The organism is Nocardiopsis potens DSM 45234, assembly GCF_000341105.1.
In the GTDB taxonomy this organism is placed as follows: Bacteria; Actinomycetota; Actinomycetes; order Streptosporangiales; family Streptosporangiaceae; genus Nocardiopsis_A; species Nocardiopsis_A potens.
In genome coordinates this window covers 51,620-74,949 of record NZ_ANBB01000016.1, presented here as the reverse complement: position 1 = coordinate 74,949, position 23,330 = coordinate 51,620, and the positions used below count along the sequence as shown (strand labels likewise).

The window sequence follows — 23,330 nt, the reverse complement described above, 5'->3', positions numbered from 1 at the left end:
GGGGAGGCCCACCCCTGGCGGGCCTCCCCTCGGCGGAGGCGGATCGGTCCGACCGGGTCAGCCGAGCCGCGTGATGAGCTTCTCGTACTCGTCCCAGAGCTCGGCGGGCAGGTGGTCGCCGAAGGTCTTGAAGAACTCGGGGATGAGCGAGGCCTCCTGCTTCCAGGTGTCGGTGTCGACGGTGAGCAGGAACTCCAGGTCCTCGGCGGACAGCTCCAGGCCCTCGGTGTCGATCCCCGCCGGGGCCGGGACGTTGCCGATCGGGGTGCCGACGGCCTCGGCCCGCCCCTCCAGGCGCTCCACGATCCACTTGATGACGCGGCTGTTCTCACCGAAGCCGGGCCACACGATGCGGCCGTCGGCGTCCTTGCGGAACCAGTTGACGTAGAAGATGCGGGGCAGCTTCTCCGCGTCGGCGGACTCGCCGATCTCCAGCCAGTGCTTGAAGTAGTCGCCCATGTTGTAGCCGCAGAACGGCAGCATGGCGAACGGGTCGCGGCGCAGCTCGCCCACGGTGCCCTCGGCGGCGGCGGTCTTCTCCGAGGAGACGTTGGCGCCCAGGAAGACGCCGTGCCGCCAGTCGAAGGCCTCGTTGACCAGCGGGACCGCGGTGGCGCGGCGGCCGCCGAACAGGATCGCCGAGATCGGCACCCCGGCGGGGTCCTCCCACTCGGGGGCGATGGTCGGGGCCTGCCCGGCCGGGGTGGTGAACCGCGCGTTGGGGTGCGCGGCGGGCTCGCCGGCCTCCGGCGTCCAGGCCCGGCCCTTCCAGTCGGTGAGCTGCGCGGGCGGCTCGTCGGTGAGGCCCTCCCACCACACGTCGCCGTCCTCGGTCAGCGCGACGTTGGTGAAGATGCTGTTGCCCCACAGCGTCTTGACCGCGTTGGCGTTGGTGGAGGCGCCGGTGCCCGGGGCGACGCCGAAGAAGCCGGCCTCGGGGTTGATGGCGCGCAGCCGGCCCTCGTCGTCGAAGCGCATCCAGGCGATGTCGTCGCCGACCGTCTCCACCTTCCACCCGGGGATGGTCGGCTCGAGCATGGCCAGGTTGGTCTTGCCGCAGGCGCTCGGGAAGGCGGCGGCGATGTACTTCGCCTCGCCCTCGGGCGGGGTGACCTTGAGGATGAGCATGTGCTCGGCCATCCAGCCCTCGTCCCGGGCCATCACCGAGGCGATGCGCAGGGCGTAGCACTTCTTGCCGAGCAGGGCGTTGCCGCCGTACCCGGAGCCGTAGGACCAGATCTCCCGGGTCTCCGGGAAGTGCGAGATGTACTTGGTGGAGCTGCACGGCCACGGCACGTCGGCCTGGCCCGGCTCCAGCGGGGCGCCGACGGAGTGCACGGCCTTGACGAAGTCGCCGCGCTCCTCGATCAGGCGCAGGGCGGCCTCGCCCATCCGCGCCATGATCCGCATCGAGACCACGACGTAGGGCGAGTCGGTGATCTCGACGCCGAGCTGGGAGATCTTGCCGCCCAGCGGGCCCATGCAGAACGGCACCACGTACATGGTGCGGCCGCGCATGCAGCCGTCGAACACGTCGGCGAAGGTCGCGCGCATCTCGGCGGGCGCGATCCAGTTGTTGGTCGGGCCGGCGTCCTCTTCACGCTCGGAGCAGATGAAGGTGCGGTCCTCGACCCGGGCGACGTCGCTGGGGTCGGAGCGGCAGTAGAAGCTGTTCGGCCGGAGCTCCGGGTTCAGCCGGACGAAGGTGCCGTTGTCCACGAGTAGACCGGTGAGGCGCTCCCACTCGGCGTCGGACCCGTCGCACCAGACCACCTCGTCCGGCTTGGTCAGGGCGGCGACCTCGCGGACCCACTCGTTCAGTTCTTTGTGGCTCGTGGGCTCGGTACCCGTGTCAGGTACACGTACAGACACAGCGGCTCCTTCTCGTCGTCTGGTCCGCATCATCGACGATGCGCCCACGAGCAGGCCAGTTGGTCTGGACAACAGGTGTAGACCAGTGGTCTATTTTCACGAATTCGCACCGCACACGGGGCGCGCGGCCGGTGCGGGCCGGGGCGGCGCCTTCCGGGCACCTCGCCCCTCTCTCCCGTCGTACCCGATGTCATTGCAGGTCAGAGCGGATTCTGCCGATTTCATGGCGGAACGGCGCGGCGGAGCTCCGAGTGATGCGTCACAGGGAGGCGCCCCCGCGCGAGTGGACCGCCGGAGCCGCTCCGGCGGCGCCCCGGAGGGCCGGGATCCCCTGCCGCCGCGGGCCTGCACGCCGCCGGCGGCGGTCAGTACCCCGGGCCGACCCACTCGGAGCCGCCGTCCTGCTGGGACGGGGCGCCGGGCGGGGACGGGACGGGCGCCTCGATCCGGGTGCCGTCCGGGGCCACCGCGAACCAGGCCCCCTCCAGGCCGGCGCCGTTGGCGTCCCCGGGCTCCACGTCGCCGGCGTACCGGTAGAGCGGCGCACCGCCGAGGGTGAGCTGCTCCTCGCCGTCCTCCCGCACCACCCGGCCGACCAGATCCTCGTCGACGCCCTCGATCTCGCCCTCGGCGGGGACCGGCGGCCACTGCTCGGCGCACTCCCCCGTGCAGGAGGAGAACGGCGGCTCGGTGCCGTCCCGGGTGGACAGGTAGAGCGTGTAGCCGTCCCCGTCCGCGACGATGTCGCCGAACTCCCCGGCCTCCCGGACGGTCAGCGCGATCCCGCTCTCCCCCAGGCCGGCCTGCTTCTGCAGCGCCTCCTCCTCGGCGTCCCCCCGGTCCGGCGGCTCCGCCCCGCACCCCGCCGCGGCCAGCACCAGCGCACCGCCGGCCAGTAGCCCGCCCGTCCTCACCGAAGCAGCCTGCACGGTTCCGTCCTCCGTCCGCTCGTCCCCGGCCCACCGGACCGCCCGCGCCCCTGCGACGCACCGGTCGGTCCCATTGTTCCCATCGGCCCCGGATCCCGCCCGGTTTTCAGACGGCCGCGACGCCCGGAAACGCCTTCAAGCACCCGGAGTCCCCGACCCGCACGGACGGTCTCACTCCTCCTCTTGGAGGATCCGCAGGCCGGAGGGGAGGGCGGTGTGCGGGGCCGGGCGGGTGAGGTGGCCGGAGAGGACCGGGTGGCGGGCGCCGGTGCAGGCGGGGACCGTGGACGGGAGGCCCTGCCAGGTGAGGAAGCCGAGCAGGGCGAACAGGTAGGCCTCCTTGGCGTCGCCGTCCAGGCCCAGTTCGGCGGAGTCGCGGACCGGTGCGGGGTCGAGCCGGGAGCGGAGCGCCGCCATCAGGGCGGGGTTGCGCACCCCGCCGCCGGAGGCGACGACCTCGGCGACGCCGCGGGACCGGCAGGCGTCGGCCACGGTCACCGCGGTCAGCTCGGTGAGGGTGGCGAAGACGTCGTCCCAGTCGGCGCCGAGGCCGTCCAGCACGTGCTCCAGGTAGACCCGGTTGAACAGCTCCTTGCCGGTGGACTTGGGCGCCGGGCGGGCGTAGTAGGGCTCGGCGAGCAGCCGCTCCAGCAGGGCGGGGTGGACCCGGCCGCGCAGCGCCCGCTCGCCGCCGGCGTCCATCCGCGCGGCGCCGGGGGCCAGTTCCGCGGCGGCGTCCAGCAGCGCGTTGCCCGGCCCGGTGTCGAACGCCTCCGGCGGGGCGCCCGGGGAGACCACGGTGACGTTGGCGATCCCGCCGATGTTCAGCGCGGCGGCCGGCAGGCCCCGCCCGGCCAGCCACAGCACGTCGAGCACCGAGGCCAGCGGCGCCCCCTGGCCGCCGGCGGCGATGTCGGCGGCGCGCACGTCGGAGACGACCGGCAGCCCGGTCGCCTCGCCGATCCAGGCCGGCTGGCCGAGCTGGAGCGATCCGCGCACCTCGCCGTCCTCCACCCAGTGGTAGAGCGTCTGGCCGTGCGAGACCACCAGGTCGGCCCGGCCGCCGGGGCACAGCTCGGCGACCGCGCGGACCGCGGCCGCGGCGAAGGCCCGGCCGATCCCGGCGTCGATCCGGCAGACCCGCTCCAGGGTGACCCGGGCGGGCGGCAGCGCGGCGAGGACCTCCTCGCGCAGCCCGTCCGGATAGGGGTCGGTGCGGTGGCCCAGCGGCCGCAGCAGCACCTCGTCGCCGTCCAGCCGCAGGTCGGCCGCTGCGACGTCGATCCCGTCCGCCGAGGTCCCCGAGGAGAGCCCGAGCACGATCATCGGGCCTCCCCGGCTGCGGGCCCGCAGGGGCGCGGGCGGCGGGGCGGACCGGAGGGGGATCGGGCGGGCACGGGGGCCTCCGTTCGTCGGAACCGTCTGCGGCGCGGGCCGGGCGCCCCGCCCGGAGCGGGGAACCGGCCCGGCTACCGTCCTTCCCCGCTTCGGCCCCGGTGATCCCTGGACCCCGCGCCCCCCGGGGGGAGCCGGCGCCGGTGCTCTCCCGCCCGGCCCGCACCGGGCGCACGGGCACGGGCCTCCGGGCGTCCTCCGGCCCCCGCACCGCCCCGCGGTCGCCCGAAGAGCGGGCGGCCCTGATCCGAGGAGGCTCCCGTCCCTCGGCGGGCGCGCGGGCCGGTCAGGAGCGGGTGGCGGAGAGCTTGGCCCAGGCCCGGCGCATGCCGGCCAGCCAGCGGTCCCGGTCGGTGGCGCGGCGCTGCTCGAAGACGGCCGCCTCGGGGTGCGGGAGGATGAGGAAGGAGCCGTCGCGCAGCGCCGCGGCGACCGAGTCGGCGACCTCGGCGGGTTCCAGGTAGGCGCCGCCCAGCCGGGTGGAGGCCTCCGCCGAGTCCCCGGCGGTCATCGCCGTGTTCACGCCCTGCGGGCACAGGCAGGACACCGAGATGCCCTCCTCCGCGTGCCGGATCGACAGCCACTCGGCGAGGGCGACCGCGCCGTGCTTGGTCACCGTGTAGGGCGCGGTGTCCAGGTTGGTGAGCAGCCCGGCCGCGGACGCGGTGACCATGAGGTGCCCGCCGCCGCGCGCCGCCATCCGCGGGAGGACCGCCCGCGCGGCGTAGACGTGCGCCATCACGTGCACCCGCCAGGACAGCTCCCAGTCCCGGTCGTCGCCGAGCCCCGCGCCGGCCGCGACGCCGGCGTTGGAGCACCACAGGTCGATCGGGGCGACCTCGGCCTCGATCCGGGCGGCGGCCTCGGCCACGGCCCGCTCGTCGGCGACGTCGAACGCCTCGGCGGTGGCCCGGTCGCCGAGTTCGGCGGCGACGGCCTCGGCCCGCCCGGCGTCGAGGTCGGCGACGACCACGTGCGCGGCGCCGTCGGCCAGCAGCCGCTCGGCGATCGCCCGGCCGATGCCGCCGGCGCCGCCGGTGACGACCGCGGTGCTGCCGGGGGTGGAGAACGGACCTGGCATGGGGAGGGTCCTGCCTTTCTGCGCGGTGGATCGGGGGCGGGGGACGAGGGTCGGCATCCGGGCATCCGGGCATCCGGGCGATGATCTCGGCGTCGTCGCCGTCTCGAAGCCGACCGTGACGGCGACGGCGCCGAGGTCATCGGGGGTGGTCTAGGCGGTCGGGTCGAACACCAGGCGGCCGGTGGTGGAGCCGTCGGCGAGCCGCTGCACGCCGTCGGCCAGGCCGCCGAACCCGATCCGCTCGCTCACCAGCGGCTTGATCAGGCCCTTCGTGGCCAGTTCGGTCAGCCGCTCGTGGCAGGCGGGGATGTGCTGGGGCGCGCGCTGCCGGTACAGCCCCCAGTGCAGCCCGAGCAGCGAGTAGTTCTTGATCAGCACGTGGTTGAGCGCCTGCTTCGGGATGTCGCCGCTGGCGAAGCCGATGACGACGATGCGGCCCTCGAAGGCGATGCACTTGGTGGAGCGGGCGAAGGAGTCGCCGCCGACCGGGTCGAAGACGACGTCGGCGCCGCGCCCGCCGGTCTCCTCCTTGACCACGGCGACGAAGTCCTCGGTGTGCCGGTCGACCACCACGTCGGCGCCGAGCTCGCGGGCGATGCGCGCCTTCTCCGGCCCGCCGGCGACGCCGATCACCCGGGCTCCGGCCGCCTTGGCCAGCTGGACCGCGGCGCTGCCGACGCCGCCCGCGGCGGCGTGCACCAGGACGGTCTCCCCCGGCTGCAGGTTCGCCCGGCGGTGCAGCGCGAACCAGCCGGTCTGGTAGCCGATGAAGAGCGAGGCGGCCTCGCCGTCGTCGAGCGCTTCGGGTGCGGGGAAGGCCGCGTCCGCGGGGACCAGCGCGTACTCGGCGAAGGCCCCGGCGGGCAGCGCGGTGCCGCCGATGATCCGGGCACCGGGGGCCGGGGCGGAGGCGGGCGCGCCGGGGCCGGCCTCCACCACGTCGGCGCAGAGCTCCACGCCGGGGGTGAACGGCGGGTCCGGCCGGACCTGGTACATGCCCCGGCAGAGCAGGGCGTCGGGGAAGTTGACCGCGGCCGCGCGCACCCGGACCAGCAGCTCGCCCTCGCCCGGGCGGGGGACGTCGACCTCCTCCGCGACCAGTACGTCCTTCGGCTCACCCGGACCGTGCACCCGCAACGCCTTCACTGCCGCCTCCACCCTTCGAGCACAGATACCAACCGGTCGGTTCCGGCAAGTGAACCGTGCCCGCCTCCCGACCGTCAAGGGTCGGCCGGGCGGAGGCGGCCGCAGACCGCGGAGCGCCCCTCCCCCTGCCGTTGATCGGGGAATGAAGGGGGCGACCGGCGTCAGCGCACCACCACGACCGGGCCGTGCGCGCCGTGCAGCACCGACTGGCTGACCGAGCCCAGCAGCAGGCCCTTGAAGCCGCCGCGGCCGCGCGAGCCGACCACGATCAGGTCGGCCGGGGTGCTCTCCTCCAGCATGGCCACCACCGGGTGGGCCCGGACGGTGCGCAGCTCCACCGCGACCTCGGGGTGGCGGCTCTTCGGCTCCTCCAGGGCGGCCTCCGCGGTGCGGCGCGCCGCCGCCTCCACCACCTCGTCGTCGAAGGCCTCCGGCGGCACCGGGCCGATCGAGGAGGCGAACGCCGCCATCGGCTGCCAGGCGCAGATCGCGACGATCTCCGCGCCGCTCCGCTCCGCCTGGCGGAAGGCGAAGTCCAGGGCGCGCCCGCCGGCTTCGGAGCCGTCCACGCCCACCACGATCCGGCCGCGCCTCCCCTCCGCGGTCTCGTGCGACTTGGGCAGCACCACCGTGGGCACCGGGGACTTCGCGGCCAGCTCCACGCCGACCGAGCCGACGAACGCCGACGCCAGCCCGCCCAGCCCGCGCGAACCCACCACCACGCAGGCCACGCCGGGCTCCCCGGCGGCGTCCAGCAGCGCCTGGGACGGGCGGTCGTGCACCTCCCGCGTCTCCACATCGAGCTCCGGGAAGAGCCGGAGCACCCAGTCGCGCGCGTAGGCCAGCAGCGCCCGCGCGTCGTGCTCCCGGGGCGTCTCCTCGCCCTCCCGGAACCGGATCCCCTCCCCGAACAGGCCCTCGGAGTCGGGCGGCCAGACCGCGGTGACGATGCGGACGCCCAGGCCGTAACCGGCCGCCTGGTTGGCCGACCACTCCAGCGCGTACCTGCTGGAGTCCGAGCCGTCCACGCCGACCACGACCCAGTTCTGTCCGGAAACGGAACCCATCTCGCGTTCCTCGCTCTCCATCGGGACTCCCCCGCGCCCCGGGCGGCTCCCCGCCCGGCGGGGCGGCTGTGCAGGGTCATACCCCGCGGTCGGCGGGGGCAGGCACCGCGGCGGAGTCCCGTCCGTCACGGCACCCGGTGGCCTCCCCCTCACCCGCGCCCGGTCCGCACCCGGCCCGCGCCCCTCTCCGCCGGCACCGCTCACCCGATCCGCCGTGTCCTCTTACCCTCATCTCACCCGGATGGGCGAGCATTGCGCCCATGACCTCCTCCAGCCGCGTGCTCATCGCCGACGACGACCGTGCCATCCGCGAGTCCCTGGAGCGCGCGCTCCAGCTGGAGGGGTACGACGTGCTGACCGCGGAGGACGGCGTCCAGGCCATCGCGACCGTGCACGGGGGCCCGGTCGACCTGCTGGTCCTGGACGTGATGATGCCGGGCGTCGACGGGCTGGGCGTGACCCGCGTGCTGCGCGCCGAGGGCGACCGCACCCCGATCCTGATGCTGACCGCCCGGGTGGAGACGCCCGACCGGGTCGCCGGCCTGGACGCCGGGGCCGACGACTACCTGCCCAAGCCCTTCGAGCTGGACGAGCTGCTGGCGCGCATCCGCGCCCTGCTGCGCCGCGCGGCGCCCGCCCCGGAGGAGGGCACCGACCCGGTGCTGTACGTCGGCGACCTGCGGCTGGACCCCGGGGCGCGGCGGGTCTGGCGCGGCGGCCGCGAGGTGGAGCTCTCCAAGACCGAGTTCGACCTGCTGGAGCTGCTCGCCCGCAACGCCGGCCTGGTCCTGGACCACTCCACGATCTACGACCGGATCTGGGGCTACGACTTCGGCCCCGAGTCGAAGAACCTCGCGGTCTACATCAGCTACCTGCGCCGCAAGCTGGACGCTCCGGACGCGCCGCCGCTGATCCAGACGGTCCGGGGCGTCGGCTACACGCTGCGCCCCCAGGGGGAGTGAGCACGGTGCACGACGTGCTGCGCCGACTCGGCTCGCCGGGCGGCTGGCGGCTGGGGACCAAGTTCGCCGCACTGTTCGCCCTGGTGACGGCGGTCGTCGGGCTGCTGATGGGCACCCTCGGCTACAGCACCGCGGCGCTGCTGATCCGCTCCGACGCCCAGGACGAGTTCGAGGCGACCGCCGAGCAGCTCTCCTCGGAGCTGAGCAGCCCGTCGCTCGCCCTGGGCTCCGGGGGCACGCTGAACTTCCTGCACTCCGAGTCCTTCACCTACCAGGGACTGAGCTCCTCGGGCGCGGTATCGGTGCCGATCGGCGCGGACAAGGGCATCGAGGTGCTGCCGGTGCGGCCCTCGGACCGGGCCGTCGCCGCAGAGAAGGCCCCCGGGGCCATGCGGACCAGGGAGGACGCCAGCAACGGCGAGAAGTACCGGATCGCCACGGTCTCCATCGGCGACGGGCGCGGCGCCATCCAGATCGGCCAGCGCCTCTCCCCGATGGAGCGGATGCTGGACGTGCTGGCGCTGCAGATCCTCGGCGTCGGCGCGCTGGTGGTGCTCTGCGCCGCCGGGGCGGGCTGGCTGGTGTCGCGCAGGGTCACCGGCCGGCTGGTGCTGCTCACCGAGACCGCCGAGCGGGTCAGCTCGACCGGGCGGCTGGACCTGGTGGCGCCGGAGAACGGCGGGGACTCCCCGGACGAGGTGGGCAGGCTGGGCAGGGCGTTCAACGCCATGCTCGCCCGGCTGGCCGGCTCGGAGGAGGAGAAGCGGCGCCTGGTGCAGAACGCCTCGCATGAGCTGCGCACCCCGCTGACCAGCCTGCGCACCAACGTGAGCGTGCTGCGCTCGTTCGAGCGGCTCTCCCCCGACGCGCAGCGGCGGCTCCTGGACGACCTGCAGGGCGAGACCCGGGAGCTGTCCGGGCTGGTGGACGAGCTGGTGCAGCTCGCCACCGGGACCCGGGAGGACGAGCGGCCCCGGGACGTGCCGCTGGCCGGGCTCGCCGAGCGGGTGGCCGAGCGCACCCGGCGGCGGACCGGCCGCGAGGTCGTGGTCGACGCCGACGGCAGCACCGTGCACGGGCGGCCGACCGCACTGGAGCGGGCGCTGTCCAACCCGGTGGAGAACGCCGCCAAGTTCGACGCCGAGGGCACCGCGCCCATCGAGATCTCGGTCCGGAACGGCCGGGTGGAGGTCCGCGACCGCGGCCCGGGCATCGACGAGGCGGAGCTGGGCCACGTCTTCGAGCGGTTCTTCCGCTCCCCGGCCGCCCGCGCGCTGCCCGGCTCCGGCCTGGGGCTGTCCATGGTGGAGGAGATCGTCCGGTCGCACGGCGGCACGGTGTTCGCCGCCAACCGCGAGGGGGGCGGCGCGGTCATCGGCTTCACCCTGCCGACCATGGCCGAACCCCCCGCCCCGAACGACACCCCCGCCCCCCGGGGCGGACCGCCGCCCGCACCGCCGAACGGACCACCGAGCGGTCCACCGCCCGCAGACCGGGGGTGATCACGGGGCGGGAGCCTCGGCCCCGCGCAGAGCCGCATCGGAGGCCGGCGCTCCCGGCTCCCCCGAGAAGCACGCTCCCCGGGGAACCCGCGCACCGGCCGCCGGGGCCGGGAAGAAGGAGGGGCCCGGGGGAGCAGGGCGGGACCGCCGGCCGGAGGGCTTCGGGTGCGGGGCGCGTCGACGGAAACGTGCCGTTCCGTGCCGAACACGTGGTCTGCCGTTGATTCAAGTGCGCCGCGAAATTCGTCCGGTTTCGGCCGTTCGGTGCCGCGCCGCTGAGCCCCGCCCTCGCGATGGTTCCGGTCCCTGGTGCCGTCCGCGCACGCCATGGCCGCATCGCCGGTGCTCCGTCACAGGGGAGCCCATGGGGAATATCCGCACCGCTCTCCGCGTCGGTCCCGGTAGAGAGCCCTTGATGCTCCCTTTATCCCTGAGCTGGAGTAACCTCAGGTAGCCTTCGCCGCCCGGTGTTCCCACTCCTCTGGCACGCGCCGCAGTACACCTCCGGCACCCGTGTGCCCGGATCAGCGGCGAAGCGCAAGGGCCTTGTCCGAAACCGCCTGACCAGGGCGGATATGCGCGCTTCGGTGCCCGATCGGCACCGGGAAGGGCGGACCATTGATGCTGTGGGCTGTGGCGACCGCCATCGTGGGGGCCCTCGCCGCGGCCGCAGGGGCCGCCTTCCAGGAGCGGGCGCTGACCTCGGCGCCGTTCACCGGCATCGGCCAGCTCCAGCTGATCCGCGCGATGGCGCGGCGCCCGCTCTGGGTGGCCGGGACCGCCCTCTCCTTCTTCGGCATCGGGGCCCACCTGTGGGCGCTCGGGCACGCCCCGCTGGTGGTCATCCAGCCCATCGGGATCAGCGGCCTGCTCTTCGCCGTGATGCTCTCCGCGTTCTTCAAGAAGCGCAGACTCAGCACCCCCCAGGTGCTCGGGGCGCTGGCGGTCACCGCCGCGCTCGCCGGGCTGCTGTCGACCATCCCGCCCTCCGAGGGCCCGCACCCCGGCGCCTCCGACATGGTCGTCATCGGCCTGGTCGGCGCCGGCGCCATGCTCGCCTGCACCCTGGTCGGCCGGGCCCGGAACGACTGCACCCGGGCCTGCGCGCTGGCCCTGGGCGGCGGCATCGCCTACGCGGTCGCCTCGGCCTTCGGCCGGGTGATCGGCAGCGTCGCGGTGGACGACCCGGCCGCGGTGCTGCACCCGCTGACCGCGCTGGCGGTCGCCGTCGGCCTGGCCGGCGGGCTGCTCACCCAGAACGCCTACCGGGCCGGCCACTTCGCGCTCGCCTACGCGATCGTGCTGATCAGCGACCCCATCGCGGCCACCCTGATCGGGGTGCTCTGCTTCGGCGAGCGGCTGCCCACCGACCCGGTGAACGGCACGATCGCGGTGGTCGCCGCGGTGGTCGGCGCGGTCGGGGTGGTGGTGCTGGCCCGGTCCTCGCGGCCGGAGCCGGTTCAGGGGGCGGAGCCGAGCACCGCCGACCGGCTGGCCACGTCCCGGTAGATCCGCTCGAACCGGTCCAGCGACCGCTCGTGGTCGTGCCGGGCCGCCATCTCCCTGCTCTCCGCGCCCATCCGGGCCCGCTCCCCGGCCGAGGCCAGGATCGCCCCCAGGTATTTGGCCAGGTCGTCCGCGCTGCCCGGTTCGTAGAGGTAGCCGTTCCGGCCGACGTGCACCAGGTGCGGCAGGGCCATCGCGTCCGCGGCCACCACCGGCAGCCCGCTGGCCATCGCCTCCAGGGTGGCGATCGACTGCAGCTCGGCGATCCCGGAGATGGCGAAGGCATCGGCGGCCCGGTAGACCAGCGGGAGGTCCTCCTCCGGCACGAACCCGAGGAAGCGCACCCGGTCCGAGACGCCCTCCTCCTCGGCCAGCCGCTCCAGCCGGGCCCGCTGCGCGCCGGTGCCGGCCAGCACCAGCTGGGCGCCGTCCACCGGGACCCGGCGGACCGCGCGGATCAGGTCCTCGATGCGCTTCTCCTCGTCCAACCGGCCGACGAAGGCGAAGGTCGGCCGGTCCGGCACGCCGAGCCGGGCGCGGATCCGGGCCCGCTCTCCGGGGCCGCCGCCGGGCGGGTGGAACCGCTCCAGGTCGATCCCGCAGGACACCGCCTCCACCGGCCGGTCGAACCCCTGGTCGAGCAGGAGCTGGGCGGCGATCCGGGTGGGCGTGGTGACGTGCTGCACGCCGGCCAGCGCGCGCCGGAAGTCGCGCCAGGCCAGCCGGCCGATGCCGGACCGGAGCGGCCCGGGGACGTAGAGGTAGTTGAACAGGTTCTCCGGCATGAAGTGGTTGGTGGCCACCGCCGGCACCCCGCACCGGCGGGCCGCGCCGAGCAGCAGCCGGCCGACGAGGAAGTGGTTCTGCACGTGGACCGCGTCCGGCCGCAGCCGGGCCAGGAGCCGGTCCAGGTGGCCGGGGGCACCGGGCGGCAGCGCCAGCCGGACGCTCTCGTGCACCAGCGACGGCATCGACCGGAGCCGGTGCTCGACCACCCCGCCGGCCCGGTGCACCCCGGGCCGGCCGGCGGTGGAGGCGCACACCACGTGCACGTCGTGGCCGCGCGCGGCCAGTCCGCGGGCCAGCCGCTCGGTGAAGTAGGCGGCCCCGTTGACGTCCGGGGGGTAGGTGTCGCTGCCGATGAGCACCCGCAGCCGGGGCTCCTTCCCGGGGCCGCGCCCGCTGTCCGTCCGCTCCCGGGGTGCTGTCGTCGACTTGGCGGCCATGGCGGCCCTCCTGAGGGGTGTGCGCGGAGGAACGGAACCGCGCCGTCGGTGGCGGGCCCGCCTCCGGCCGGCTCCTCCGGCCCCTTCCGCCGGAGGCGCCCGCACGCGGTCCGGCCCTCTGCTCGTCGGGGACGATACTGCGCGCCCCGCGGCCCCGGCCCCGTTTCTCCATCGGTGTTGCCGACTGTTTACCGAGCGTATGATCCCGCCGCGGAAACTGCCAGGAAACAGCGGGCGGCGGCTGCGAATGAGGAAGGAATCCGCAGGCCGCCGCCCTCGGCCGTTTCCGGCCGACCCCGTATCGGGGGTTCATTCCCCCGCTATCCGGTCCAAACGTCTCCGAGCTCCGCCCCGTTCCCCTCCCGGCCCCGCTGACCGGGGCGTTTCCCAACCGTGACCCTCGGCGCCGGCGGCTCCGGCGCACCGCTCCGCGGTGCCGCGGAAGCGGATGGAATGGGTTTTCCGCACCGGATCGGAGAACGGCCGGGAAAACGGCGGAAGTCCGGCGCACTTCCCGTCCGCCCCGCGTCGCCCCCCTTCTCTCCGATGATCTCGGCGGTCCGGCCCTATCAGGGCGTTCCGATAGGGCCGGAACGCCGAGATCATCGCCCTGGGGCGCCCGGGCGGGGCACGGCGGGGGCGCGGCCGCTGCGGCCGCGCCCCCGCTCCCCGTGCCGCCGGCGGGGCAGGACCCGTCCCCGCCGGGCGGAGGTCATCCTCCGATGCTCTCCGAGGACTGCGCCGAGAGGGTCACCTCGGTCTGGTCCGCCTTGCCGTCCCGCTCGTAGCCGATGCTGATCTCGTCGCCGGGCTGCTTGGCCCGGATGGCGGCGATCAGCTCGTCCGGGGCGGAGACGCCCTTGCCGTCCACGGAGGTGATCACGTCGTCCTTCTCCAGGCCGGCCTGGTCGGCGGCGCCGCCCTTGTTCGGCTGGACGACGCGGACGCCGTCGCCGCTCTGGGTCGGGGAGACCGTGGCGTCGATGGCGGCGTAGTCGGCGCTGCCGTTCTCGATCAGCTGCTCGGCGATCGGCTCGGCCTGGTCGACCGGGATGGCGAAGCCCAGGCCGATGGAGCCGGCCTCCTCGCCGTTCGGGCCGCCGATGCCGGCGATGGCCGTGTTGATCCCGATGACCTCGCCGTTCATGTTGATCAGCGGCCCGCCGGAGTTGCCCGGGTTGATCGGGGCGTCGGTCTGGATCGCGTTGATCACGGTCGAGGTGGTCGCCTGGGGCTCCTGCCTCTGCTGCGGGCCGAACGGGTCCTGCTGGCCGCCGCCCTGCTCGCCGCCGTCGGCGACGCCGGTGTTCACCGGCCGGTCGACGGCGCTGACCACGCCCGAGGTGACCGTTCCGGACAGCCCCAGCGGGGAGCCGATGGCCACCACGTCCGCGCCCACCTCGACCTTGGAGGAGTCGCCCAGGGTCGCCGGGGTCAGCCCGCTGACGTCCTCGGCCTGCAGCACCGCGATGTCGGAGACGGAGTCGGTGCCGAGGATCCGCGCCTCGGCGCTGGAGCCGTCGTTGAACCGGACCCGGACCGTATCGCCCTGCGCACCGGCCACCACGTGGGCGTTGGTCAGGATCTGCCCGTCCGAGCCGATCACCACGCCGCTTCCGCTGCCGCTGCCGGTCTCGATCGAGACCACGCTGGGCAGCACCTTCTCCGCGACCTTGCTGACGCTGCCGGTCGACGTCGAGCTGCCCTGGTTGCCGTCGGCGAGCGAGCTGATCGAGCCGCCCCCGCCGGGCACCGCCCAGGTGGTGACCAGCGCGGCGGCCGGGCCGACGATCAGGCTGGTGACCAGCGCCGTCGCCGCGGCGACGGCGACCGTGCCGGGCCGCTTGCGCTTGCCCTTCGCCCCGGGGTCCTGCGGCCCGGGGGGCGGCGGCGCCTGGCCGGGGCCGGCCCAGGGCGGCGGGGGCGTCCCCGGCCCGCCGGGACCACCGGGTGCTCCGGGCGCGCCGCCCGGTGCGGAGTAGGCGGCCGACTCGGGCGGCGGCGCGGCGCCGAAGACCCGGGTGGCCTCCGCCGGTCCGCTCCACCCCTGCCCCGGCCCCCAGGTGTGCCGGGCCCCGGTGTGCCAGCGCAGCGCCTCCGCGGGGCCGCGCTGCCAGTCCGGGCCGCCGTGGCCGGGGTGCGGGGCGGGGCCGGGCGCGGACGGCGCGCCGGCCTCGGTGTGCGGTACGGGACCGGGGGCGGGCGGCTCCGGCGCCGGGGCCGGGGCCTCCGGCGCGCCTCCGGCCGCCGGCGGTGCGTCCTGCCCGGTTCCGGCGCCCTGCCCGGCACCGGCCTCCTGCGGCCGCCCGCCGTCCGCGGCGGACGGCGGCTCCTCCCGGTCCGCGCCGGTGCCGGGACCGGAGCCGGCCGGGGCGCCGCCCTCGGCGCCCGCCCCGGCGGCCTCCCGCCGCTCCTCGTCCTGAGGCGCGAAGTCCCGCCGCTCGGGGGTCCGGGGCTCCTCGCCCGGCGCCGTCCCCTGGGGATCCGTCCCGCTCATCCTGGCACCTCCGCTTGTCTTCCCTGCCTGCGAAGATTATGGGTCGCACGGGTTAGATTCCGGTGAGACGGCGGATAGGCGCGGTTTCGAGGTGTGACCGGCGCGTCGCTCCCGTTCCCGGATGAACGTGGCGGAACATGGTGAACGCCCCCTTCCCGCCTCATCCGATCCCACCGCGTGGCCGCCTGCCGACCCAAGGACCAGGCCACGCGGTGCATGCCCGGAGCGGCGCCGGCGCGTCCGCGCGGCACCGCCCGCTCCCCCCTGTCCTCTCCGCGGAGGGGCGAGTTCCGCGGAGAGGCGAGTCCCCGGCGGGGCGGTTCCCCTGAGGGGCGGGCCGGCCGTCAGGGGCCGGGGCGCTCCGCGGGGTCGCCGGTCTCGACCGGCAGGGCGGGGTCGGCGCCCCAGGCGCTCCAGGACCCGGGGTAGAGCCGCGCCCCGGAGTAGCCGGCGCGCTCCAGGGCGAGCAGGTCGTGGCAGGCGGTCACCCCGGAGCCGCAGTAGGCGGTGATGCCGCCGGCCCGGTCGGCGCCGAGCGCGGCGAACCGCTCGCGCAGCCGTTCCGGGGAGGCGAACCGGCCGTCGGCGTCCAGGTTGCCCTGCCATTCCGCGCTGCGCGCGCCGGGGATGTGGCCGGGCCGGGCGTCCACCGGGGCGGGGGCCTCGCCGGTGTAGCGGCCGTGCGTGCGCGCGTCGAGGACGAGCGCGCCGGCGGCGCCGGCCCCCTTCAGCAGCTCCTCGGCGCCGGTGAACCGGTCCGCGGGCCAGGGCCGGGGGGTGCGGTGCCGCGGCTCGGCGGCGGCCTCACCGGTCTCCAGCGGGCCGGTCCAGGCCTGCAGCCCGCCGTCGAGCACCGCGGCGGGCGAGCCGAGGATGCGCATCAGCCAGACGAGGCGGGCGGCGGTGGAGCCCCCGGCGTCGTCGTAGGCGATCACCGCGGTGCCGTCGCCGATGCCCAGCCGGCCGAGCGCGGCGGCGAAGTCCTCCGGTGCGGGCAGCGGGTGCCGGCCGCCCTCCGGGGTGGCCGGGGCGGCGAGGTCCCGGTCCACGTCGGCCCAGACCGCGCCGGGGAGGTGTCCGGCGAGGTAGGCGTCCCGGCCGGAGCGGCCGTCCAGGTACCAGCGGACGTCGACGACGGCGGTGGCCTCCGGCCGCTCGGCCAGGCGGCGGCGGAGCAGGTCGGCGGAGACGACGGGGGGCAGGTCCAGGTTCTGCTCGGTCATGCGGCCACCCTACGCGGCACCCCCTAGTGGAGCGGCGGCGTCGGCGGCCTTCTCCTCGCGGCGCACCCGGCGCAGCCAGAGCAGGCCGAGCACCGGCAGCACCAGCGGGATGAACATGTAGCCGGCACCGTAGGAGGACCAGACGGTGTCGTCGGGGAAGGCGGCCGGGTCGACCAGGCTGAAGGTGCCCACGGCGAGGACCCCGGCCAGCTCGACAGCGCAGGAGGCGAACGCGATCCGGTGCGAGGTGCGGTCGCTGCGCGCGATGCCGACGGTGGCGACGATGTAGACGATCCCGGCCAGCAGCGACAGCAGGTACGCCAGCGGGGCCTCGTCGAAGCGGGTGGCGATCTGCACGCCGGCGCGCGCGGTGGCGGCCAGCGCGAACAGGGCGTAGACGGCGACCAGCAGCCGGCCGGGGCCGGAGCGGCTGGACCCGCCGTTCACGGGGTCAGGCAAGGACGGGGCTCCAGGTCTGTTCGAGCCGGACCATCAGGACCGGGAGGATGAAGCAGGCGAGCGCGATCACCGCGGGCCCCCACCGGCTCCGCTCCATGAAGCCCCAGACCGCGCAGGCCGGCGGCAGCAGCACCACGGTGGCCAGGTAGCCGATGAACGTCACGGCCTCCTCGGGGCCGTCGCCGCCGGCCGCCATCACCGCGGAGACGACCGCCTGGCCGATGGTCAGCAGCCACAGCACCGCCATCCCGATCAGGTGCGGGACCATCATGGCCTTGTCGCGGAACGCCTGGATCAGGAACCAGGCGGCCATCAGCAGGGACACCGCCTCGATCGTGGTCGTCAACCAGCCGATCACACCCGCACTCCTCGACCGCTTTCCGCGGGACCGACCCCCGGTGAGCGGCCCCGATGTGCACTACACAGCGTAGTACGGGTTGCGGAGGAACCGGACCGGGGGCGGGCCGCCCGAAGGGCCCGGGTCCGCCGGGGAGGGCGGCTCCGGGCCCTTCGGGCGCGCGGGGCGCCGGTCAGGCCGCCATGCCCTGCACTGCCGCGCCGAGCAGGCCGCCGGCCAGGCCGCCGAGGAGCGGGGCGGCCACCGGGATCCAGGAGTAGCCCCAGTCCGAGCTCCCCTTGCCCTTGAGCGGCAGCAGCTGGTGGACGATCCGCGGCCCCAGGTCTCGGGCCGGGTTGATGGCGTACCCGGTCGGGCCGCCGAGGCTCATCCCGATGCCGACGACGGTGAACGCCACGATCAGCACGCCCACCCCGGACAGCGCCAGCTCGTTGTTCTGGCCGGTGGCCACCACCAGGAAGAGCAGCGTCATGGTCGCGATGAACTCGGTGATGAAGTTCTGCACCGGGTTGCGGACCTCGGGCTCGGTGGAGAAGATCCCCAGGAACGGGCCCGGGGAGTCCTTGAACTGGCCGAGGTAGACCAGCCAGACCAGGAAGGCGCCGAGCATCGCGCCGAGCATCTGGGCGACGATGTAGACCGGCACGGTGGACCACTCGCCGCTGGAGGCCGCCAGGCCCAGGGTGACGGCCGGGTTGATGTGGCCGCCGGAGAGCGGCAGCGAGAAGTAGGCGCCGATCATGACGCCGAAACCCCACCCGAAGGTGATGAGGACCCAGCCGGTCTCCTTGGCCTTGGACTTGTTCAGCACGTTCGCCGCGACGACGCCGCCGCCGAACAGGATCAGCAGAGCCGTTCCGAACAGCTCGCCTACGAAGATGGTCGTCGTTGTCACCATCGCCTCCGATCGCAACGGCGGAAATAACCGACGGAATACCCCTTCCGGAGCCCGATCATTGATCAGAAGGGCGCCGCCGCCAGCTATTTATTTCATTGTTATCCCGAACAGGACACCACGCCCGCTCCGTCGGCGCGCCGTGCTCCCCTTTCCGAAAACTCACCCGATAGAGACGTATCGGACATTGCATGTCCCGCTCGGCTCGGGTAACGTATCGGCTTCTCTGCGGCGGCTTCGAAAACCGGCGCGCTGAGGATCGGAACGAACCGGCGGACCCTGCCGGGGCGGGACCCGCGCACCCGCCGCCCTGGTCCACCGGCTCCGATCCCGACGCGAGGTGCGCTGTGCCCGAGTCCGCCCCCACCCCCGATTCCGCCGCCCCGGCCGTCCCCGGCGAGCTCGCCGCCGAGCGCGCCCGGCTGGACGCCGCCCGCGACGCGCTGCGCCGGATGCGCGAGGACGTGCTGGCCACCGAGACCCCCGAGGTGTTCGGCGACTGGGTCTCCACCCAGGTGCTCCGCCAGGCCCGGGAGATGCGCGCGGAGGCCCTCGCCGACCTGCCCGGCGCGCCGCTCTTCTTCGGCCGCCTCGACTTCGAGCCCGGGACCGTCTTCGAGGACGGCGACGCGCAGGACGGCGATGCACAGGACGACGGCGCGCAGGACGGCGCCGACCGGGTGCGGATCGGCCGCCGGCACGTGCACGACCAGGGCGGCCGCGCCATGGTGCTGGACTGGCGGGCGCCGATCTCCCGGGCGTTCTACCAGGCCGTTCCGGCCTCGCCGATGCGGGTGCGCGGTCGCCGCCGGTACGGGTTCGGCGCCGGAGGGGAGCTCACCGCCTTCGAGGACGAGGACCTCACCGCCGGCGGACCAGGCGGCGGAGCCGAGGACGGGAGCGGCACCGCCGAGGGCGGCGCGCCCGGCGGCGGGCTGCTGGCCGCCGAGATCGAGCGGCCGCGCACCGGCCCGATGCGCGACATCGTCGCCACCATCCAGCCCGAGCAGGACGACCTGGTCCGCGCCCCGCTGGAGACCACGCTGTGCGTCCAGGGCGCCCCCGGCACCGGCAAGACCGCCGTCGGCCTGCACCGCATCGCCTACCTGCTCTACACCGAGCGGCAGCGGCTGGCCCGCTCCGGGGTGGCCATCGTCGGCCCCAACCGCTCCTTCCTCTCCTACATCCGCAACGTGCTGCCCGCCCTGGGCGAGGTGAACGTGGGGCAGACCACCCTCACCGAGCTGCTGGGCATCGTCCCGGTGCGGCGCACCGACACCGCCGAGGCGGCCCGGGTCAAGGGCGACGCCCGGATGGCCGAGGTGATCCGCCGCGACCTGTGGTCGCTGCTCCGCGAACCGGAGGAGGCGGTGGTGGTGCAGCGCGGCGCGCGCCGCTGGCGGGTCCACCCCGAGGACCTGCGCGAGCTCACCGAAGAGCTGCGGGAGCGCGGCGTCGCCTACGAGTCCGGCCGCGGGCTGCTGGAGCACCGCATCGCGCACGCGGTGCTGACCCTGATCGAGGCCGCCGGGGAGGCCTGCGACGACCGCACCCACGACCAGGTCCGCCGGAACCGGGCGGTGCGCTCGGCGGTGGCCGCGATCTGGCCCAAGGCCGACCCGGTCAAGCTGGTCCTCGGCCTGCTCACCGACCCCGACCGGCTGGCCCGCGCCGCCGAGGGCCTGCTCACCCCCGAAGAGCAGGAGGCCGTCCTGCTGCCCGGCCGCCCCCGCGGCCCCAAGAGCGCCCGCTGGTCCGAGGCCGACCTCGCCCTCATCGACGAGGCCGCCTGCCTGATCCGCCGCCCCTCCGGGCTGGGCCACATCGTGCTGGACGAGGCGCAGGACCTCAGCCCGATGCAGTGCCGGGCGCTGGGCCGGCGCTCCCAGGGCGGCTCGATGACCGTCCTCGGCGACATCGCGCAGGGCACCGCGCCCGCCGCGGCCGAGGAGTGGGCGGTGCTCCTGCGCCACCTCGGCAAGGAGGACGGCCGGCTGCACGTGCTGGACCGCGGCTATCGGGTCCCCGCCCAGATCATCGACTTCGCCGCCCGGCTCCTCCCGCGGATCGCCCCGGGGCTGGGCGCCCCGGTCGCGGTGCGCCGCGCGCCGGGCTCGCTGAGCGTGCAGGGCACCGGGGCGGACCGGGTCGGCGAGGCGGCGGTGCAGGCCTGCCGCGCCGCCCTGGACGGCGAGGGGTCGGTGGCGCTGATCGCCGCGGACGCCGAAGTCCCCGCCCTGCTGGAGGCGGCCCGGGCGGCGGGGCTCGCCCCGGGCCTGCTCGGCGGCGGGGACGGTGGGGAGGAGGGCGCGGACGCGATGGAGGCGCACCGCCTCGTCTGCGTCCCGGCCTCGCTCGCCAAGGGCCTGGAGTTCGACACCGTGGTGGTGGCCGAACCGGCCGCCATCGCCGCCGCCGAGCACCGCGGCCTGAACCGCCTCTACGTGGTCCTCACCCGCGCGGTGAGCCGGCTGCACGTGGTGCACTCCGCCCCGCTCCCGGCCGAACTGGCCGCGGCGGGCTGACCCCGCCCGCCGGGCGCCGATCCCGGCGCCGCGGCCGTCTCGACCTGCGTTGGGACGGCCGCGGCGCCGGGATCGGCGGGAGTGCCGCCGCAACGGGGGTGCCGCCGCGCGGGCGCTCAGGACACCGGCTGCTGGAGTTCGGTGACCCAGCCGGCCGGGTCCTCGGGGACCTCCAGGTTGAGTTCGCGCCAGTCGCCGACCGGTTCGCGGCCGCTCTCCTCGATCCAGTGCGCCAGGGCCTGGCTCGCGGGCAGCACGTCGTCCATCGGCCCCTTGTGCACGAGCGTGGCGGCGCGCTCCACCGCGGGCAGGTGCACCAGCGCCACCCCGCCGCCGACCCGGGCGCCCGCGGGGACCGGCAGCCCGGCGTGGACGACCACCGCGCCGCCGCCCTCCGGTGCGGCCCGGTAGTAGGCCAGCCCCGGGCCGTCCGGGACCACCCCCGCCTCGTCCAGCCGCCGGCACAGCTCCCGGTAGAGCGGCCGGATGACCGGCCCGATCTCCTCCGGGGCGAACCCCGGGGCGGTCCCGGACAGCTCGGCCAGGCGCACCGCCGGCAGCGCCTTGAGCACGACGTCGTACTCGGACATGAGCCCCTCGCTCTCGATCCCCCGGAGCCGCGCCTCGACCTGGGCCAGCCGCGCCTCCGCCGCCGACCGGGCCTCCTCCAGCTCGGCCCGGCGCAGCCGGAGCATGCCGCGCAGCTCCTCGGTGCCCACCTGCTCGTCCAGGATGGAACCCACCTGGCTCAGGGTGAAGCCGAGCTCCTTCAGCGCGATGATCCGGTTGAGCCGGCTCAGCTGCGCCGCCTCGTAGAAGCGGTACCCGCTGGCCGGGTCGACCCGCGCCGGGCGCAGCAGCCCCACCGCGTCGTAGTGGCGCAGCATCCGCACCGACACCCGGCCGTGCCGGGCGAAGTCTCCGATTCCGAACATGGTGCTCCCGATCAAAGGGCCTGACACGGTGGGAGGGTCAAGCCCGCCGCTCCGGCCGGGCGCGGCCGCCGATGACTTCCCGCCCCCGCCGCGGTCTGTACGGTACGGCGCGGCGCGGGCCCGGCGGGCCCGGCGCGGCGCGGAACCGGCGGAGCGAAGGGCGGACGATGGCGGGAACGGCACGGGAGGGCGGCGGGATCGTCCTCTGGCACACCTCGATGTCGCTGGACGGGTTCATCGCGGGCCCGGACGACGCGATGGACTGGGTCTTCGAGTACGCCGCCGGCGAAGGCGAGGTCGATGACGTGATGGCGGCGACCGGGGCGATGCTGGGCGGCCGGCGCGGCTACGACGTGGCGCGGCGGGACGCGGGGAAGCCCAGCGGGGAGGCGTTCGGCGGCGCCTGGTCCGGCGCCGAGCTGGTGCTCACCCACCGGCCGCCCGAGGACGACCCGGACACCGTCTTCCTCAGCGGCGACGTCCGGGAGGCGGTCCGGCGCGCCCTCGCCGCGGCCGGCGGAAAGGACGTCATCGTCGCCGGCGCGGACGTCGCCCGGCAGTGCATCGCGGCGGACCTGGTCGACGAGGTCCAGGTGCACGTGCTGCCGGTCCTGCTCGGCGCCGGCACCCGGCTGTTCGGCGGCCCGGGGTCGGTCCGGACCGAGCTGGAGCCGCTGTGGGTCCGGCGCTCCGGGGAGACTGCGGTCATGCGGTACCGGATCCGCAAGGGCACCGCCCCGGCCGACGGCTGACCGCCCTCCCCGCGATGATCTTGGCGTTGCGGGGGTATCAGAGCGCTCTGTCACCCCCGCAGCGTCAAGATCATCAGGGCCGGGGCCGGGGCCGGGGGCCGATCAAGCCGAGCGGGGCTGCTCCACAGCGGCCTCCGCGGCCGCGCCGGCCGCGCCGTTCTTCTCCGCGCGGCGGGCGGCGATGCCCCTGCGGTCGACCGGGACGATCATCGGGGTCCGCGTCTCGGGGTCGGGCACCACCCGCACCGGCAGCCCGAAGACCTTCTCCACCAGCTCGTCGGTGACGATCTCGGTCGGGTCGCCCTCGGCGACGACGGCGCCGTCCTTCATCACGATGAGGTGGGTGGCGTAGCGGCACGCGTGGTTGAGGTCGTGCAGCACCGCGACCAGCGTGTAGTCGCGGTCGGCGTGCAGCTCGGCGCAGAGGTCGAGGACGTCGATCTGGTGCGCGATGTCCAGGTAGGTGGTGGGCTCGTCGAGCAGCAGCAGCGGGGTCTGCTGGGCCAGCACCATGGCCAGCCACACCCGCTGGCGCTGCCCGCCGGAGAGCTCGTCGACCATCCGCTCGGCCAGGTCGGAGACGCCGGTGGCGTCCATCGCCTCGCCGATCACCGCCTCGTCCGAGCGGGACCACTGCCGGAGCAGCTTCTGGTGCGGGTAGCGGCCGCGCGCCACCAGGTCGGCGACGGTGATGCCGTCCGGGGCGACCGAGGACTGCGGGAGCAGCCCGAGCCGCCGGGCCACCTCCTTGGAGGGGTAGGAGGAGATGAGCCTGCCGTCCAGGTGCACCGCGCCGCTGGTGGGCTTGAGCATCCGGGACAGCGCCCGCAGCAGCGTCGACTTGCCGCACGCGTTCGGACCGACGATCACGGTGAAGGAGTTGTCCGGGATGCTGATCCCCAGGTTGCTGGAGATGACGCTCTGGTCGTAGGCCAGGGTCAGGTTCTCTCCCCACAGCCGGGACGGTTCGGACATCGCGTTCTCTCCAAGGTTTGCGGTG

At 75.2% G+C, this 23,330-nt stretch carries 19 protein-coding genes; 5 read left to right on the top strand and 14 right to left on the bottom strand.

Features of this window, described 5'->3' with window-relative positions; genetic code table 11:
* Nucleotides 1–57: 57 nt before the first annotated feature.
* The 6 genes from D459_RS0106580 to D459_RS0106550 form a co-directional block, all read right to left on the bottom strand.
* Complete coding sequence (locus tag D459_RS0106580; RefSeq protein ID WP_026120113.1) at nt 58–1,872, bottom strand: phosphoenolpyruvate carboxykinase (GTP); 1,815 nt, start codon at nt 1,870–1,872, stop codon at nt 58–60.
* A 365-nt stretch (nt 1,873–2,237) separates the two neighbouring features.
* Nucleotides 2,238–2,786 carry a hypothetical protein gene (locus D459_RS33525; protein WP_081620469.1) on the bottom strand — a complete coding sequence of 183 codons (549 nt, stop codon included), beginning with the start codon at nt 2,784–2,786 and terminating at the stop codon, nt 2,238–2,240.
* A 186-nt stretch (nt 2,787–2,972) separates the two neighbouring features.
* Entirely contained in the window at nt 2,973–4,127 is a 1,155-nt protein-coding gene (locus D459_RS0106570; RefSeq protein ID WP_017592204.1) for an anhydro-N-acetylmuramic acid kinase, read from the bottom strand.
* Between the two features lie 355 nt (nt 4,128–4,482).
* Nucleotides 4,483–5,277 (bottom strand): SDR family oxidoreductase, encoded by a 795-nt coding sequence (locus tag D459_RS0106565; protein WP_017592203.1) that lies wholly within the window; start codon nt 5,275–5,277, stop codon nt 4,483–4,485.
* Between the two features lie 150 nt (nt 5,278–5,427).
* Nucleotides 5,428–6,408 (bottom strand): NADPH:quinone oxidoreductase family protein, encoded by a 981-nt coding sequence (locus D459_RS0106555; protein ID WP_017592201.1) that lies wholly within the window; start codon nt 6,406–6,408, stop codon nt 5,428–5,430.
* A gap of 176 nt (nt 6,409–6,584) precedes the next feature.
* The gene (locus D459_RS0106550) at nt 6,585–7,490 is read right to left on the bottom strand and encodes a universal stress protein (RefSeq protein WP_017592200.1); all 906 of its coding nucleotides are present in this window, start codon (nt 7,488–7,490) and stop codon (nt 6,585–6,587) included.
* A gap of 260 nt (nt 7,491–7,750) precedes the next feature.
* Here D459_RS0106550 and D459_RS0106545 point away from each other — a divergent pair, with 260 nt between their 5' ends.
* From D459_RS0106545 to D459_RS0106535, 3 genes are all read left to right on the top strand, one after another.
* On the top strand, nt 7,751–8,452 hold the full coding sequence (locus D459_RS0106545) for a response regulator transcription factor (RefSeq protein WP_017592199.1): 702 nt from the start codon (nt 7,751–7,753) through the stop codon (nt 8,450–8,452).
* Between the two features lie 5 nt (nt 8,453–8,457).
* Nucleotides 8,458–9,954, top strand: a complete 1,497-nt coding sequence (locus D459_RS0106540) for a sensor histidine kinase (protein WP_017592198.1) — start codon at nt 8,458–8,460, stop codon at nt 9,952–9,954.
* Nucleotides 9,955–10,587: 633 nt separating this feature from the next.
* Nucleotides 10,588–11,463 (top strand): DMT family transporter, encoded by an 876-nt coding sequence (locus D459_RS0106535; protein WP_020380074.1) that lies wholly within the window; start codon nt 10,588–10,590, stop codon nt 11,461–11,463.
* On the opposite strand, the gene D459_RS0106530 is transcribed toward D459_RS0106535, so the two are convergent.
* The 6 genes from D459_RS0106530 to D459_RS0106505 all read right to left on the bottom strand — a co-directional run bounded on the left by D459_RS0106530 (nt 11,415) and on the right by D459_RS0106505 (nt 18,121).
* The gene (locus D459_RS0106530; RefSeq protein WP_017592196.1) at nt 11,415–12,686 is read right to left on the bottom strand and encodes a glycosyltransferase; all 1,272 of its coding nucleotides are present in this window, start codon (nt 12,684–12,686) and stop codon (nt 11,415–11,417) included. The two genes, D459_RS0106535 and D459_RS0106530, sit on opposite strands and share 49 nt — an antisense overlap.
* Before the next feature lie 712 nt (nt 12,687–13,398).
* Entirely contained in the window at nt 13,399–15,183 is a 1,785-nt protein-coding gene (locus tag D459_RS0106525; RefSeq protein ID WP_017592195.1) for a S1C family serine protease, read from the bottom strand.
* Between the two features lie 344 nt (nt 15,184–15,527).
* On the bottom strand, nt 15,528–16,406 hold the full coding sequence (locus D459_RS0106520) for a sulfurtransferase (RefSeq protein ID WP_017592194.1): 879 nt from the start codon (nt 16,404–16,406) through the stop codon (nt 15,528–15,530).
* 9 nt (nt 16,407–16,415) lie between these two features.
* On the bottom strand, nt 16,416–16,865 hold the full coding sequence (locus D459_RS0106515; protein ID WP_026120112.1) for a hypothetical protein: 450 nt from the start codon (nt 16,863–16,865) through the stop codon (nt 16,416–16,418).
* Nucleotides 16,858–17,223, bottom strand: coding sequence for a hypothetical protein (locus D459_RS0106510; protein ID WP_017592192.1), 366 nt, complete (start codon nt 17,221–17,223; stop codon nt 16,858–16,860). Before D459_RS0106510 ends, D459_RS0106515 begins: the two co-directional genes overlap by 8 nt.
* A gap of 172 nt (nt 17,224–17,395) precedes the next feature.
* Nucleotides 17,396–18,121 carry an MIP/aquaporin family protein gene (locus D459_RS0106505; RefSeq protein WP_017592191.1) on the bottom strand — a complete coding sequence of 242 codons (726 nt, stop codon included), beginning with the start codon at nt 18,119–18,121 and terminating at the stop codon, nt 17,396–17,398.
* A 344-nt stretch (nt 18,122–18,465) separates the two neighbouring features.
* Here D459_RS0106505 and D459_RS0106500 point away from each other — a divergent pair, with 344 nt between their 5' ends.
* Nucleotides 18,466–20,643, top strand: coding sequence for a HelD family protein (locus D459_RS0106500; protein ID WP_017592190.1), 2,178 nt, complete (start codon nt 18,466–18,468; stop codon nt 20,641–20,643).
* Nucleotides 20,644–20,759: 116 nt separating this feature from the next.
* Here D459_RS0106500 and D459_RS0106495 read toward each other — a convergent pair whose 3' ends face one another.
* Nucleotides 20,760–21,578, bottom strand: coding sequence for a MerR family transcriptional regulator (locus D459_RS0106495; protein ID WP_017592189.1), 819 nt, complete (start codon nt 21,576–21,578; stop codon nt 20,760–20,762).
* Nucleotides 21,579–21,745: 167 nt separating this feature from the next.
* On the opposite strand from D459_RS0106495, the gene D459_RS0106490 reads away from it, so the two are divergent.
* A complete protein-coding gene (locus tag D459_RS0106490; protein ID WP_017592188.1) occupies nt 21,746–22,330 on the top strand; it encodes a dihydrofolate reductase family protein in 585 nt (194 codons plus the stop codon).
* Between the two features lie 102 nt (nt 22,331–22,432).
* On the opposite strand, the gene D459_RS0106485 is transcribed toward D459_RS0106490, so the two are convergent.
* Entirely contained in the window at nt 22,433–23,305 is an 873-nt protein-coding gene (locus D459_RS0106485) for an ABC transporter ATP-binding protein (RefSeq protein ID WP_017592187.1), read from the bottom strand.
* Nucleotides 23,306–23,330: the final 25 nt, after the last annotated feature.

Excerpts from the sequence above, each read along its gene's own strand:
- D459_RS0106485 (WP_017592187.1), bottom strand. The coding sequence starts at position 23,305 with ATGTCCGAACCGTCCCGGCTGTGGGGAGAGAACCTGACCCTGGCCTAC.
- D459_RS0106495 (WP_017592189.1), bottom strand. The coding sequence starts at position 21,578 with ATGTTCGGAATCGGAGACTTCGCCCGGCACGGCCGGGTGTCGGTGCGG.
- D459_RS0106545 (WP_017592199.1), top strand. The coding sequence starts at position 7,751 with ATGACCTCCTCCAGCCGCGTGCTCATCGCCGACGACGACCGTGCCATC.
- D459_RS0106550 (WP_017592200.1), bottom strand. The coding sequence starts at position 7,490 with ATGGGTTCCGTTTCCGGACAGAACTGGGTCGTGGTCGGCGTGGACGGC.
- D459_RS0106565 (WP_017592203.1), bottom strand. The coding sequence starts at position 5,277 with ATGCCAGGTCCGTTCTCCACCCCCGGCAGCACCGCGGTCGTCACCGGC.
- D459_RS0106570 (WP_017592204.1), bottom strand. The coding sequence starts at position 4,127 with ATGATCGTGCTCGGGCTCTCCTCGGGGACCTCGGCGGACGGGATCGAC.
- D459_RS0106505 (WP_017592191.1), bottom strand. The coding sequence starts at position 18,121 with ATGGTGACAACGACGACCATCTTCGTAGGCGAGCTGTTCGGAACGGCT.
- D459_RS0106520 (WP_017592194.1), bottom strand. The coding sequence starts at position 16,406 with ATGACCGAGCAGAACCTGGACCTGCCCCCCGTCGTCTCCGCCGACCTG.
- D459_RS0106530 (WP_017592196.1), bottom strand. The coding sequence starts at position 12,686 with ATGGCCGCCAAGTCGACGACAGCACCCCGGGAGCGGACGGACAGCGGG.
- D459_RS0106525 (WP_017592195.1), bottom strand. The coding sequence starts at position 15,183 with ATGAGCGGGACGGATCCCCAGGGGACGGCGCCGGGCGAGGAGCCCCGG.
- D459_RS0106490 (WP_017592188.1), top strand. The coding sequence starts at position 21,746 with ATGGCGGGAACGGCACGGGAGGGCGGCGGGATCGTCCTCTGGCACACC.